General features: G+C 68.7%; 12 protein-coding genes. 8 read left to right on the forward strand and 4 right to left on the reverse strand.

Annotation, left to right across the window (positions count from 1 at the left end; all coding sequences use genetic code 11):
* Nucleotides 1-267 precede the first annotated feature (267 nt).
* Nucleotides 268-1,635, forward strand: coding sequence for a sigma-54-dependent transcriptional regulator (locus Q664_RS09015; protein ID WP_043392250.1), 1,368 nt, complete (start codon nt 268-270; stop codon nt 1,633-1,635).
* A 4-nt stretch (nt 1,636-1,639) separates the two neighbouring features.
* Here the strand turns inward: Q664_RS09015 and Q664_RS09020 are convergent, their stop codons facing one another.
* Nucleotides 1,640-2,593, reverse strand: coding sequence for a MauE/DoxX family redox-associated membrane protein (locus Q664_RS09020; RefSeq protein WP_043392252.1), 954 nt, complete (start codon nt 2,591-2,593; stop codon nt 1,640-1,642).
* 168 nt (nt 2,594-2,761) lie between these two features.
* Between Q664_RS09020 and Q664_RS09025 the strand changes: the two genes are divergently transcribed.
* Together Q664_RS09025 and Q664_RS51830 are read left to right on the forward strand one after the other, a co-directional pair.
* Nucleotides 2,762-3,556 carry a hypothetical protein gene (locus tag Q664_RS09025; protein ID WP_043392255.1) on the forward strand — a complete coding sequence of 265 codons (795 nt, stop codon included), beginning with the start codon at nt 2,762-2,764 and terminating at the stop codon, nt 3,554-3,556.
* A 187-nt stretch (nt 3,557-3,743) separates the two neighbouring features.
* Nucleotides 3,744-5,660 carry a two-component system sensor histidine kinase NtrB gene (locus Q664_RS51830; protein WP_052517877.1) on the forward strand — a complete coding sequence of 639 codons (1,917 nt, stop codon included), beginning with the start codon at nt 3,744-3,746 and terminating at the stop codon, nt 5,658-5,660.
* A 5-nt stretch (nt 5,661-5,665) separates the two neighbouring features.
* On the opposite strand, the gene Q664_RS09035 is transcribed toward Q664_RS51830, so the two are convergent.
* Nucleotides 5,666-6,241, reverse strand: a complete 576-nt coding sequence (locus Q664_RS09035; protein WP_043392258.1) for an SAM-dependent methyltransferase — start codon at nt 6,239-6,241, stop codon at nt 5,666-5,668.
* Complete coding sequence (locus Q664_RS09040) at nt 6,211-7,656, reverse strand: APC family permease (protein WP_052517878.1); 1,446 nt, start codon at nt 7,654-7,656, stop codon at nt 6,211-6,213. The genes Q664_RS09035 and Q664_RS09040 overlap by 31 nt, the downstream gene beginning before the upstream one ends.
* A 246-nt stretch (nt 7,657-7,902) precedes the next feature.
* On the opposite strand from Q664_RS09040, the gene acs reads away from it, so the two are divergent.
* The 5 genes from acs (at nt 7,903) to Q664_RS09065 (ending at nt 12,937) form a co-directional block, all read left to right on the forward strand.
* Nucleotides 7,903-9,852, forward strand: a complete 1,950-nt coding sequence (gene acs / locus Q664_RS09045; RefSeq protein WP_043392260.1) for an acetate--CoA ligase — start codon at nt 7,903-7,905, stop codon at nt 9,850-9,852.
* Nucleotides 9,853-9,878: 26 nt separating this feature from the next.
* Complete coding sequence (locus tag Q664_RS09050) at nt 9,879-10,157, forward strand: DUF485 domain-containing protein (RefSeq protein WP_043392263.1); 279 nt, start codon at nt 9,879-9,881, stop codon at nt 10,155-10,157.
* A gap of 16 nt (nt 10,158-10,173) precedes the next feature.
* Nucleotides 10,174-11,787, forward strand: a complete 1,614-nt coding sequence (locus Q664_RS09055; RefSeq protein WP_052517879.1) for a sodium:solute symporter family transporter — start codon at nt 10,174-10,176, stop codon at nt 11,785-11,787.
* A gap of 240 nt (nt 11,788-12,027) precedes the next feature.
* Nucleotides 12,028-12,318, forward strand: a complete 291-nt coding sequence (locus Q664_RS09060) for a hypothetical protein (protein WP_043392267.1) — start codon at nt 12,028-12,030, stop codon at nt 12,316-12,318.
* 19 nt (nt 12,319-12,337) lie between these two features.
* Nucleotides 12,338-12,937 (forward strand): hypothetical protein, encoded by a 600-nt coding sequence (locus Q664_RS09065; protein WP_043392269.1) that lies wholly within the window; start codon nt 12,338-12,340, stop codon nt 12,935-12,937.
* Between the two features lies 1 nt (nt 12,938).
* Here the strand turns inward: Q664_RS09065 and Q664_RS09070 are convergent, their stop codons facing one another.
* The gene (locus tag Q664_RS09070) at nt 12,939-14,129 is read right to left on the reverse strand and encodes a GNAT family N-acetyltransferase (protein ID WP_043392272.1); all 1,191 of its coding nucleotides are present in this window, start codon (nt 14,127-14,129) and stop codon (nt 12,939-12,941) included.
* Between the last annotated feature and the right edge of the window lie 77 nt (nt 14,130-14,206).

Genomic DNA, 14,206 nt, shown 5'->3' on the forward strand with positions numbered 1-14,206 from the left:
GCCATCCCCAGCATCACCAACTGCCATCCGCCCACGAGCGCCGAGAGCAGCACCACCAGGTGCACCGCCACCACGAACACGCCTTCGAGCAATCCCACGAAAGGTCCCCTGCCACTCAGGTGCCGACGCAACCTCGGGCGGCAACGTACCAGGACAGATGGGAAGACCCTCCATGACGCATCTCGTCATCCCACCTGCGAAGTGGACAGGAGATGGGGTCACGGGACTAGCCTGAGGGGCAGGTCTTCCGGGGGTTTCGAGCACCGCATGAGCCGCATCCTGGTCATCGAGGACGAGCCCATCATCCGCACGGAGTTGCGGCGGCTGCTCACTCGCGCGGGTCACGAGGTGTCCGAGGCCGGCTCGGTGCACGAGGCCGAAACGGATGACGCGCTGGACACGTTCGAGCTCATCCTGAGCGACCTGCGCCTGCCGGGAGCGCCGGGCACGGACGTCATCGCCAAGGCGCCGGGGGTACCGGTGCTCATCATGACCAGCTACGCCACGGTGCGCTCGGCGGTGGACGCCATGAAGCTGGGAGCGGTGGACTACATCGCCAAGCCTTTCGACCACGACGAGCTGCTCTTACAGGTGGAGCGCGTGCTGCGCGAGGGCCGTCTGACGCGGCAGAACGCGGCGCTCAAGCGCGAGGTGGAGCGCGTCTACGCGGTGGGCGGAATCGTGGGCCACTGCTTGGCCATGCGGGACGTCTTCGATCGCATCCGCAAGGTGGCGGCCTCTCCTGCCACGGTGCTGGTGCTGGGCGAGTCGGGCACGGGCAAGGAGCTGGTGGCGCGGGCCATCCACGCGCAGAGCCCGCGGCACGATGGGCCGCTGGTGGCCGTCAACTGCGCCGCCATTCCCGAGAACCTGCTGGAGTCCGAGCTGTTCGGCCACGAGAAGGGAGCCTTCACGGGAGCGCAGGCGGCCCACGCGGGCCTGGTGGAGAGCGCGGATGGAGGCACGCTCTTCCTCGACGAGATTGGCGAGCTCCCCCCGCCCGCGCAGGCACGCCTGTTGCGGATGCTGCAGGACGGAGAGGTGCGGCGGGTGGGCGCCACGCGCTCGCGCAAGGTGGACGCGCGCATCATCGCGGCCACGCACCGGGACCTGCCCAAGCGCGTGCAGGAGGGCACCTTCCGGCAGGATCTCTACTTCCGCCTGCGCGTGGTGGAGATCAAGCTGCCGCCCCTGCGTGAGCGTGGTGAGGACGTGCCGGCGCTCGCGAAGCACCTGCTGGAGAAGGCGTGTCAGCGGTTGAACCGGCCGCCCGCGACGTTCTCGCCCGAGGCGCTCATGGCCATCACCTCGCATCCCTGGCCCGGCAACGTGCGCGAGCTGGAGAACGCCATTGAGCGCGCCGTCATCCTCGCGGACGGCCCGGTCATCACGCCCGGACTGCTGTCGCTGGAGCCCGGCGGAGGTGGCGCCTTCGAGACGCCCGAGTTACCGGAGGCGGGGCTGGCACTCGAGGGCAGCGCCTCACCGGACTCGCTGGAGGAGTACTTCCGCCGCTTCGTGCTGGAGCACCAGGACAAGCTGGGCGAGACGGAGCTGGCACGGCGATTGGGCATCAGCCGCAAGGCGTTGTGGGAGCGGCGTCAGCGCCTCGGCATTCCACGCACCCGGGCGTGATGGGTCACGGCTCCTTCGCCTCCACTGCCGGCGACTCATACACCTCGAACTGCGCACTCAGGTACATCCTCGTCAGGAGGTACCCCTGGATGATGCCAGCCACGAAGAAGTAGACGATGATGGCCTGCGCGAAGGACGTCGCCAGACCTTCGACTTGATCACCCGCTTGCAGTGAGAGGGAGCTGCCGAGTTCGGCGGAGATGTTCCTCACAAAGCCAGCAATGGCGTGGAACTCGATCAGACCAACCCCCACGAGGGTCTTTGTCAGCCAGTCCGACACGATCTCGATATTGGAATTGGGGCGGTGCGTGATCCGCCGGGCCGTATCCAGGGTCACCCTCGGTACTCCAAAGAGGAATCCAACGAGTGCGCCGGAGGCAAGACACATCAGCCCCCAGATCACAGCGGTCGTATGAGCCCAACGCGAGGCCCAGATGACCAGGAACCCAACGGCATTCGCCGCGAGCATCACTCCCGCGACCATGAGCGGAGGGCCCGGCCGTCGTGGCTCCCGCCGACGCTTCAAGACATCTTCCAGGACTTGAGCCGGCCCCATTGCCACGGCGTCTGGTGACCGCCACAGATGAAGGGCGAACAAGACCATCATGACATGGTTTGGCACGACCATGACGCGCCAGAGATTCCGCCAGGCCACGCTCCCCTGAATGGCCGAGTCATTGGCCAGGATGTTGTAGATCGAGGGAAGGAAGAGACCCAGGAGCACGAGCGAAGCCAGTGCCGCCCACCTGCGGGTGCTGGGGAGCAGGATCAAGATTCCAATGACCACCTCGGCCATGCCTGTCGTGATGGCAATGAAGGTCTTGAACGGGATGAAGCTGGGAATCTGCGCTTCCGTCATCTCACGAGCGGTGAAGTGACCCGAGCCAAACAACAGCCATTCCACGGCGAGCACGAGAATGGCCACCTGCGAGACGCGGGGTGTTTCTTGCTCGGGCATGGATGCACATTCCGGGATTTCCCACCGCGTCTCAACACACCACCCGCCTCGAGTGTTTGGGCACCATCGGTCACACGACTCCACGAGTCATTCCGTTCTGGCGGTCTCCGGAAGTAATGTGCGGCCAGTCTGCGTCTACGGTGTAGAGACGCATGGAGGAGACGGCACATGGCGAACGAGAAGATCCGGGACAACGGCAGGCTGGGCTCATTCCAGCTTGGTAGGCGCTACAAGGACGGGAACATGGAGGCGGACCTCGGCCGCCTCTACGAGGCGCACCACGTGGACACGGGTGCTCCCGCCATGGTGCTGCTTCCCAGCCACACCTGGGAGCCGGAGGAGAACTGGGAGGTGCGCGCCTCCTCACAGGCGGAGCCGCCTCACGTGGTGCTGGAGGTGACGCAGGCCCCCGCCTCGGGGTCCCTGGTCACCCTATCGCGGATGCTGGATGTGATGGCCGCCGCTCTCGAGCGGGTGGAGCAGAACACGCAGGCACGTGCCCACCTGCTGGACGGGCGGTGGGGACGCCTGATGCAACGGGCCAGACACATGGGCCGTTGGCTGTCTTCCAGGGAGGGACGCGCCGTCGCGGGGCTCGCAGTGATGGCGCTGGGCGTGGGGCTCTGGATGAACCTCTTGGGAAGAGTCCAGGCACCTGGCACCGGGAATCCAGCCGCTCACGGAGTGGCGCAGGATGCACTCCCTTATATCGATGCCCCCACGCTGATCGACAAGCCTGCCTCTGCCGTCGAGGTCCTCGCCTATCCCCTCCCCTCCAAGCCCTTCCGCAACCAAGCCAGGGCCCCCTGCAAACCCAAGGAGGGCGAGGAGGAGATCAACGGCGGGTGCTGGGTCGAAATCGCCAAGAAGCCACCCTGCTTCGAGAATCAGGCCGAGTACCAGGGCAAGTGCTACCTGCCGGTGTCGCTGAGAAGCCGCGAGCCGCAGGCGCTCCAGCCATGATGAAGCTCCGGCGCCCACCGGAAGTGTGCTCCGCCCAACACGTTCCGGAGCCAGAACGCTCCGTGTTGGTGGGCCATCAACGTCCGTCCGGCTGAAAGACCCGTCCCGGGCGCCACGCCGTGGGCAGGCGTGCTCTCCTGATTCCCCGACGTCTCCGGACGCCGGGAATACACGGGGGACCCTGTCCATGCCCACGACGTCGACCATCGAGGCCCGGCTGCATCATCCGACCAGGCCCTCACAGCCCTCCCTGCCCGTGCTGTCGCGCCGTGGCCTGTGGGCCTGGGTGCTGAAACGGCTCGACGCGTGCCTCTCGGAACCGCTGCGCCAGAGTTCTCCCGTGGAGCTCAGCCGAGGCCGGTTGCTGGTGGGCATCCTCGCGATGCTCCTGCTCTTCGATCTGCTCGTCCTGGTCTTCCTCCTCCAGGTGAAGCCGGATCCCTTGCCCTCCAGCATCGTCCAGCTCACGTGCCTGGTGTTCTTCTCCGCGACGTTCTGGAGGCTGCGCCGGGTCAGCTCGCTTCGAGGGCCCGCCCTGCTCCTGTGCTTCCTCGTGACGGCCGCCATCTGCGCCGAGTCCCTTCGGACCGGCTCACAGGCCGTGGCCGTGAACGTCATGGCCATGCTGGTGCCCATGTTGACCGTGTACTTGCTGGGGGTGCGCTGGGGCCTGTTCTTCACCCTGATCACCGCCGTGAACATCGCCTTTGTCCACCCGTCTCTCTTCCCACCGCCCGAGACCCGGGCGCTGAACCTCTACTCCGCGCTCTTCCTCCTGTGCGGCTGGCTGGTGAGCTGGATGTTCCTCGCCTCGCGCGACGAGGCGGACGCGGCGCTCGAGCAGGCGCTGCGGACGCTGCGCGAGAGCGAGGAGAAGCTCCTCAGCCTCGTGGAGAGCACGGATGATCCGGTGTGCTCGCTCGACGTCCGGGGCCGGATCCTCACCCTCAACCATGCGGGGACGGAGCTGTGCCGTCAGCTCTTCGGAGCGAGCCCCCTTCCAGGCAGCTCCCTCTTCGATGCGCTCCCCCTGGAGCAACGGGCGGTCTGGCAGGAGCGGGCCAGACGGACGCTCGATGGGGAGCACATCCGCGTGCAGCTGAAGCTCACGATGGAGGGCAAGCCCCGGGTGATGGACATCAACCTCAGCCCCCTGCTCGGGAGCGGGCGGCGTCCGGTGGGGATGACGATCTTCGGACGGGACATCACCGCCCTCAAGGAGGCCGAGGCCCGGCTGGGCGAGCTGCACCGCAACCTGCTGGACGTGTCACGCCAGGCGGGCATGGCGGAGATGGCCAACGGCATCCTCCACAACGTGGGCAACACGCTCAACAGCGTGAACGTGTCCGCGGGGCTGCTCGCCCAGCGGCTGCGGAAGCTGAAGCTGTCCGGCGTGGCCCGGGCCTCGATACTTCTGCGCGAGCAGTCGCACGACCTGGCCTCCTTCTTCACCCGGGACCCGCGCGGCCAGAAGTTCACCCAATATCTGGAGTTGCTCGCCCAGCACCTCGACTCCGAGCAGGAGGCGCTGCTGGCCGAGACGCGGAGGCTCGAGCAGAGCGTGGAGCACATCAAGGCCGTGGTGTGCATGCAGCAATCCCACGCGCGCGTGACGGGCGTGGTGGAGGAGGTGTCGGTGCCGCAGTTGATCGACGACGCGGTGCGCCTGCACAGCGTGTCCTTCGAGCAGGTGGGCATCCAGGTGCGAACCGACCATGCCTCGCAGCTCCCCCCGATGATGGTGGACCGGCACAAGCTGCTCCAGATCCTCATCAACCTGGTGAGCAACGCCCGGTATGCGCTGCTCGACAGTGGCCAGAGCGACAAACACATCCGCATCCGGGTGGAACGGAGTCCCGAGGGACGGCTGCGCATCCAGGTGGCCGACAACGGCGTGGGCATCCTGGCGGAGAACCTGCCCCGCATCTGCACGCAGGGTTTCACCACGAGGAAGGACGGGCACGGCTTCGGCCTGCACATCAGCGCGCTGGCCGCCGGGGAAATGGGAGGCTCGCTCACGTGCTCGAGCGCGGGCCCCGGCCAGGGGGCCACCTTCACCATCGAGCTCCCCTTCCAGGGAGGGGAGCCCCAGCCTCACGCCTGAGGCCCTCAGCGCTCGCCGCGTCCCGGCGTCTCCGGCACCACCCAGAAGTAGATGGTGCGCCCGTCGGTCTCGATGATGCGCTCCGGCTCCCAACCCTCGATGTCGAAGGCATGCGAGACGATGCGCGTCCCCGGCTTCAGCTCATTCAGCAGCTTGGGCTTGAGCCGGTTGTTGACGCTCGGCAACAGGTACATGGTCACCACCGTCGCCTCGCCGAAGTCCGCCTTGAAGATGTCCTCCTGGCGGAACTCGGTGAGCCGCTCCACGCCCGCGGCCCTGGCGTTGGCCTCCGCTTCCTGGACGCGCTCGGGGTTGATGTCGATGCCCACCCCGCGCACGCCGAAGCGCTGCGCTGCGGTGACGACGATGCGCCCGTCTCCCGAGCCCAGGTCGTAGAGCACGTCTCCCGGCTTCACGTCGGCCACCTCCAGCATCGCGTCCACCACCGGCTGCGGGGTGGGCACGTACGGCACGTCCGGCGCACGCTCGGGCAGCTCCGAGCGGCCCAGGTTGGGCGGCACGGAGGCGCCCCCGAGCCCCAACAACAGCGCTACACCGACCGCGGCCTTCCAAATCCCCATGACTTACGACCTCCAGGTGAGGGGTTGCTGCGTGGGTGACCCATGCGCCGACGCATGAGCGCCAGCGGAACCAGGCCGGTGGCCAGCACCGCGACGCCGACGAGTGCGCCCACTCCGGTGTAGGCCAGGCTGGAATAGAGGAGGTACGCGCACGAGGCGCAGAACAGCAGCGGCGTCAGCGGGTAGAGCGGCACGCGGAAGGGGCGGGCCACGTGCGGCTCGCGCCGGCGCAGCACCAGCAGCGACACGCCCGAGAGCAGGAAGAAGAACCAGAAGACGGGGGCGGTGTACTCCACCATCGTCTCGAAGCCGCGCCGGGTGATGAAGCCCACGCCCACCAGCGCCAGGGAGATGGCCCCCTGCACCAGCAGGGCGTTGACCGGCGAGCCCGCCCGCGCGTTCCACCGGCCCAGGGGGGAGAACAGCGGGAAGTCCCGGCCCATGGCGTAATGGGTGCGCGAGCCCATGAGGATGGTGGCGTTGGACGAGGTGAGCACCGCGGCGCAGATGAGCAGGCTGATGAGCCAGGCTCCCGAGGGCCCCGCCACGCGGTGCATGAGCTCCGCCGCCACCGTGTCGGACTGCCCCACGCCCGCCATGCCCAACCCCCGGAGGTAGGCCGCGTTCGCCAGCAGGTAGAGCGCGGTGACGGCCACCAGACTCCACAGCAGCGCGGACACGATGCTCCGGCGGCCTCCGCGCAGCTCGCTGGAGATATAGGCCGCCTCGTTCCACCCGCCGTACGTCAGCAGCACGAACACCATGGCCAGGCCCCAGGCGGCATGGGGCGCCTCGCCGGATGACGCGCCAGAGGACACCGCGGCGACGGGGGCGGGAGCCACGGCGGGAGCGAGGAAGAACCCGGCGGCGATGACGAGGCCCAGCCCCAGCACCACCGCCACGGTGAGCAGGTTCTGCGTCCACTTGCCCAGCTGGATGCCAGCCACGTTCAACCCGGTGAGCACCACCACCGAGAGCGCGGCGTAGATCGCCGACGAGTGCTCCCCCAGCGGCAGCAACTGGGAGGCGTAGTCCCCGAAGATGAAGCCCAGCAGCGCGATGGAGCCGGTGGGGATGACCGTCAACCGCGCCCAGGCGAACAGGAAGGCCAACGAGCTGCCGAGGGCCCGGCGCAGGTAGTGGTAGTCGCCGCCAGCGTGAGGCCAGGTGCTGGCCAGCTCCGCGTAGCACATGGCGCCGATGAGGGAGACCAGTCCGCCGAGCCCCCACAACAGCAGCACGGCGCTCGGGCCCGAGGCGTTCTGCGCCACCAGGGAGGGCGTGCGGAAGATGCCCGCCCCCACGACGATGCCCACCACGAGCGCGACGGCGTCCACGACGCGCAAACTGGGCAAGGGCTCGGGTCGAGCCTCGCCGCCCGGCTGCCCCTCCCCCTGGTACCGCTCCTGCGTCATGGGTGTCCGCTCCCTGGTTGTGTGAAGGGATGGACACCTCATGGTCGTGGGGCAATGCGCCCCGCGGTGACGGTCCTCACCGAGTGCTCGGCGGGGCTCCAGCGAGGCGGGGGGCGGGTGTTACCCGCGTTACCGGGGTGACGGAGACGTTACCTTTCGAAACGTTCGACGCGGCGTGGCAGGCGCCAAGCCCGCGAGAACATTCATGCTGCGGGCTGGAATGAGCGTTGCTCATGGAGGCCTGCGATGATCTACCCACCCAAGGAAGGCTTCGGCAGGACCGCTCGCATCCAGAGCATGGAGGACTACCAGCTCCTCTATCGCAAGAGCATCGAGCGGCCCGAGGAGTTCTGGGGGGAGATGGCGCAGGCGCTCACGTGGTTCCACCCGCCGGACACCCTCCTGGACGCGGACCCGGACCTGGTGGACTTCTCCTGGTTCGGCGGCGGCCGGCTCAACGCCTGCTACAACGCGGTGGACCGGCACGTGAAGGCGAACCCCCGCCGGCCCGCCATCATCTGGGCGAAGAACGAGCCGGGGCAGTACGAGCTCATCACCTGGAGGGATCTCAAGCACAACGTGGGGCGCGTGGCCAACGTGCTCAAGGCACACGGGGTGAAGAAGGGGGATCGCGTCTGCATCTACCTGCCCATGGTGCCGGAGCTGGCCTACACCATGCTGGCGTGCGCGCGCATCGGCGCGGTGCACTCGGTGGTGTTCGCCGGCTTCTCCGCGGACTCGCTGCGCGAGCGCATCCTCGACTCGGGGGCGCGGGTGCTCGTCACCGCCAACGAAGGCCCGCGCGGCCCCAAGCGGGTTCAGACCAAGGCCATCAGCGACGACGCGGTGGAGGGACTCTCGCAGGTGCAGTCCGTGCTGGTGGTGCGCCGCACCGAGACGGACGTGCCCATGAAGGCCGGGCGGGACTGGTGGCTGGACCAGGAGATGAGCAAGCACCGCGGCACCTGCCCGGTGGAGTGGATGGCCGCGGAGGATCCGCTCTTCATCCTCTACACCTCGGGCAGCACCGGGAAGCCCAAGGGGGTGCTGCACACCACGGGCGGCTACCTCGTCTACGCCGTCACCACGCACCGCTACGTCTTCGACCTGCAGCCGGAGGACGTGCACTTCTGCACCGCGGACATGGGCTGGATTACCGGCCACACGTACCTGCTGTACGGGCCGCTGGCGAACGGGACGACGACGGTGCTCTTCGAGTCCATTCCCACGTACCCGGACGCGGGGCGGCTGTGGCAGGTGGTGGACGATGTGAAGGCCACGGTGCTCTTCACCGCGCCCACGGCGCTGCGCGCCCTCATTCGCGAGGGGGACGCGCACGTGAAGAAGTACTCGCGCAAGAGCCTGCGGCTGCTGGCCTCGGCGGGCGAGCCCATCAACCCCGAGGTGTGGCGCTGGTACCACGACGTGGTGGGCGAGGGCCGCTGCCCCGTGGTGGACAACTGGTGGCAGACGGAGACGGGCGGGGTGCTCATCGCCCCCATGCCGGGCGCCACGCCCTGCAAGCCCGGCAGTGCCACCCTGCCCTTCTTCGGCGTCGAGCCCGTACTGGTGGATGACGAGGGCCGCGTCCTGGAGGGCAACGGCGTCTCGGGCAACCTGTGCATCGCCCGCACGTGGCCGGGCCAGGCCCGAACCATCTGGGGCAACCACCAGCGCTTCATCGAGACGTACTACTCGCGCTTCCCCCGCCTGTACTTCACCGGGGACGGCTGCCGCCGCGACGAGGACGGCTACTACTGGATCACGGGCCGCGTGGATGACGTGCTCAACGTCTCCGGCCACCGCCTGGGCACCGCCGAGGTGGAGAGCGCGCTGGTGGCCCACGAGTCCGTCGCCGAGGCCGCCGTGGTGGGCGTCCCGCATGACCTCAAGGGCACGGGCGTATGCGCCTTCGTCACGCTCAAGCCCGAGTACCTGGACGCCAGCAAGGAGCAGATGATGGGCGCGCTCAAGGAGCAGGTGCGCCACGTCATCGGCCCCATCGCCACACCGGACCAGGTGCGCATCGTGTCCGGCCTGCCCAAGACGCGCTCCGGGAAGATCCTCCGCCGCATGCTGCGGAAGATCGCCTGCGGTGAGACACAGGACCTGGGCGACACCTCTACCCTCGCCGAGCCCTCCGTGCTCGACGAACTGCTCCAACAACAGACCCAACTGCAGTCCCAGCGTCGCTGACCATCTCCCGAGGAGAGTCCCTACCCATGTCCCAGAAAACCAAGGCGGAAGAGCTCGAGGCCCTGGCGGCGGCGCGCTGGCGCGTGGCCGCCGTGCTCACCGCGGCCATGCTGATTTCCTATTTCGGCTTCATCCTGCTCGTCGCGTTCGACAAGCCGCTGATGGGCAAGCAGATCGTCCCGGGGCTGTCGCTCGGCATCCTGCTGGGCGCGCTGGTCATCGCCTCGGCCTGGGTGTTCACCGGCATCTACGTGCTGTGGGCGAACAACCGCTACGACAAGGCCCTCCACCAGTTCCGCCGCTGAATCAGGAGCCACGCGAATGAATCCCCAACAGGCACAAACCACGATTGGCGAGCCCAACACCACGGCCATCGTCTTCTTCCTGGCCTTCGTGGGCCTCACCCTCGCCATCACGTACTGGGCGGCGCGCAAGACGAAGACGACCTCGGAGTTCTTCGCCGCCGGTGGAGGCGTCACCGGTCTGCAGAACGGCTTCGCGCTCGCCGGTGACTTCATGAGCGCCGCGAGCTTCCTGGGCATCGCCGGCCTGGTGGCGCTCTCCGGCTTCGATGGCCTCATCTACTCGGTGGGCTGGCTGGTGGGCTGGCCGGTGGTGACGTTCCTCATCGCCGAGCCCCTGCGCAACCTGGGCAAGTACACCTTCGCGGACGTGGTGGCCTACCGGTTGAAGCAGACGCCGGTGCGCATCTCCGCCGCGCTCGGCACCCTGACGGTGGTGGCCTTCTACCTCATCGCCCAGATGGTGGGCGCCGGCAACCTCATCCGCATGATGTTCGGCCTCTCCTACGAGATGGCCGTCGTCATCGTGGGCGTGGTGATGATCCTCTACGTGCTCTTCGGCGGAATGATCGCCACCACGTGGGTGCAGATCGTCAAGGCGGTGCTGCTGCTGGGCGGAGCCTCCGCGCTCGCGCTGATGGTGCTGGCGAAGTTCAGCTACAGCCCGCTGGCGCTCTTCCAGGAGGCGGTCAACCAGTACGGTCCGGAGGTGCTGGCGCCGGGCAAACTGGTGACGAATCCACTGGAGGCGGTGTCGCTGGGCCTGGCGCTGATGTTTGGCACGGCGGGTCTGCCGCACATCCTCATGCGCTTCTACACGGTGCCCAACGCGAAGGCGGCGCGCAGCTCGGTGTTCTACGCCACGGGCCTCATCGGCTACTTCTACCTGGTGACGTTCATCCTCGGCTTCGGCGCGTCGGTGCTGCTGGGCCGCGGGGCGATCACCGGCGTGGACAAGGGCGGCAACATGGCGGCGCCCATGCTGGCCGAGGCGGTGGGTGGCACGCCCTTCCTGGGCTTCATCTCCGCGGTGGCCTTCGCCACCATCCTCGCGGTGGTGGCCGGACTGACGTTGTCGGGCGCGGCGGCGCTGTCGCATGACCTGTGGACGCACGTGGTGCGCAAGGGCAAGTCTCCCGAGCACGAGCAGCTCCGGGTGGCGCGTCTGGCGAGCCTGGGCCTGGGGATTCTCGCCATCCTGCTGGGCATCATCTTCAAGGGGCAGAACGTGGCCTTCATGGTGGGCCTGGCCTTCGCCATCGCGGCGAGCGCCAACTTCCCGGCGCTGTTGCTGTCCATGTTGTGGAAGGGCTTCACCACGCGAGGCGCGGTGGCCAGCATGGTCACGGGCACGCTCAGCGCGGTGATTCTCATCTTCCTGTCGCCCACGGTGCAGGTGGAGCTGCTGGGCAACAAGGAAGCGCTCTTCCCGCTGAAGAACCCGGGAATCCTCACCATGCCGCTGGCCTTCGTGGTGGGCTGGGTGGTGTCGCTGGTCTCCCCCGAGCCCGAGGCCGCCAGCCGCTACGCCGAGGTGGAGCACCGCATGCACGTGGGTGCCGAGGCCGATGAACCCACGCCTTCGGCCCCCAGCAAGACGTCCGCAACGGCCACGCCCGTGCAGAGCACCTGAGCCTCTCCCTCTCCCTCTCCCTCTCCCTCTGGGAGAGGGTCGGGGTGAGGGTCTTCCCTCAAGAGGGTTGAACCACCGCGATGCAGTCGATCTCCACCCGCGCGCCCTTGGGCAGGCCCGCCACCTGCCCTGTACCTCCAGTTCACTACAGGACGCCCGCGCCCATCCCCCCAGGGGATGAACGGGAGCCAGGAGCATGCTCCACGTTCCACCCCCATGCTCCCCCAAAGGAGTCCTGTCATGAGCGTACGCACGATGTTCCTGGCCCTCTCCACCACGGCGCTGCTCGGCTGTGCCAGCACCCCGGCCCCGGCCACGCGGACGGAGGCCCCGAGCGGCGGGACGGAAGCGAAGATGTGCAGCTGCAACCACAAGGCCCAGGAAGGCTCCGCGCAGGCCGCGGAGGGCCATGCCGCCGGGTGTAGCTGCCCGCACTGTGGACACGCCGCCAAGAGCGCGGAGGCCCAGGGCACGGAAGGCCAGGCGGCCACCTGTAGCTGCGCGCACGGTCACGAGGGCCACCAGGGCTGAGAGCGAGGCGCGCGCGAACGTGGTCCGCACCGAGCACGACGCACTGGAGCTCATCCGCACGAAGCGCATCATCACCGAGGTGCCGGCCCTGGGGATGAGCTCGCTCGTCGAGGCCGTGGCCGGAGGCGCGGTGCACGGCAGTTGGCGCAACCACGCCAAGGGCCGGCTCATGTACCGGCTCGGCCGCATGCTGAGGGCCTCGGACGAGGTGCTCGCGGTGCGGCTGGTGGAGGGCAAGGTGGCCTTCGTGGACCCCGTGTTGTGGGCGGTGGTGTACCGCGTGGCCATGGAGCCCTCTCGCCGCCGCCGCTCGCTGGAGGGGCTGTCTCCCCAGGCCCGCGCCCTGCTGACGGCGGTGGAGCGGGACAAGGTGGTACGCCTGGAGAAGCACAGCGAGTGGACGAAGGGGCGAGAGACCCTGGAGGAGCGGCTGCTCGTGCACGTCTCCGAGGCCGGGACGGAGGAGGGCCGCCACGTCACCGTCCTGCGCTCCTGGAGGGACTGGGTCTCCCCCACGGTGAAGGAAGCCGCCGGGTCCCTCACCTATGAGGATGCGCTCGCGAGGTTGCGCGAGGCCTGTGGGGGAGCCCCGGCGGGGCTGGGCCCGTGGGTGCCCTGACTCAGTACATGTCGGGCATGGCGGGCGGCGGGCCGGAGAAGATCGCCGCGGCGGTGCGCAGGGAGGACTCGTCGGCCTCGAGCGCCCCGGCGCCCTGGAGGGCCGCGGGCGAGAGGAAACCGCTGTAGAGCGGAGCGAGCGCCCGGACGTGCAGCTTCACGTCCCCATCGCCCCCCCGGCGCACCTCGGCCTCGCCGTTCTCCACCTCGAGCACGAAGCGGCCGTGGTTCTCCGGGAAGAGGTCATCCTCCACCTCCAGGTGCAGGGCTCCCGAGAGCCCGGCCGGATAGCCACGCGCCTGGAGCGCGGCGGGCACATCCAACAGGCGCAGCATCCAATGGAAGAGGTGCTTCACCTCGTACGTCTGCTCGCGCAGCTGGAAGAGAAGTGGATCCGCCGGCCCGCCCCTCCACACCACCTCCTGGGCCATGGAGCGATGGTCACCGAGGAAGCTCAGCAACCGCCGGCCCGCGGCCGGGGTGAGCGCGACGATGTCGGTGAGGTTCAACTCCTGCACCAGGCCCTGCGAGACCAGCCGGCGCGTGAGGTAGACGTAGCCCTCGATGCCGGCACGGCCCTCCACGAGGTAACCGTAGGCGGTCTCCCCCCGGGGATGGGTGACGCGGTTCCAGGTATAGGCGGTGCGGTCGATCCACCCCTGCTGCCGCTGCGCATAACGGCGGTAGACGTCGCGGAGGGCCGGCACGTCGGCCTCCGTCACCGGCCGCAGCGCGAGGGTGCGCTCCTGGAAGTCGAGCCCATGGAGCCGGACGCGGATCTCCTGGCGCGAGCCGGACTGCTCGAAGCCCACGCGCCGGTAGAGTGGCTGGGTGGCCGGGTAGAGGCTGGCGAGGGGCGCGCCCTGGCTCCGCAGCTCCCGGAGGGCCGTGCGCATGAGCCGGGTGGCGGTGCCCTGGCCGCGGCGCTCGGGGGCCACGCCCACGCCGCCGATCCCCACCATGGGCACCCGGCGCCCGTTGAACCACTGCCCCATGGGGATGAGGACGATGGTGGCGGCCACCGAGCCCCCCTCGCGCAGGACACACATCCGGGCCTCTCCCGCCTCGATCTTCTTGTGCCAGCCCCGGGCGTCCTCGGGGGCAAGGGCGAAGGCCTGGGCCCAGATGTCCGCGGCCGCGGTGTGCTCCCGCTCCCCCTGGGGCGGGCCAAAGTCCGGAACTGTCGTGTCCACGCTGTCCTCCCGGCGTCAGAGACGGCGCAGCCTAGGAGCCGGGCGGGCAGGCGCGCCAGGGCCTCCTCCTCCGCCGC

The organism is Archangium violaceum Cb vi76, from assembly GCF_000733295.1.
Lineage (GTDB): Bacteria > Myxococcota > Myxococcia > Myxococcales > Myxococcaceae > Archangium > Archangium violaceum.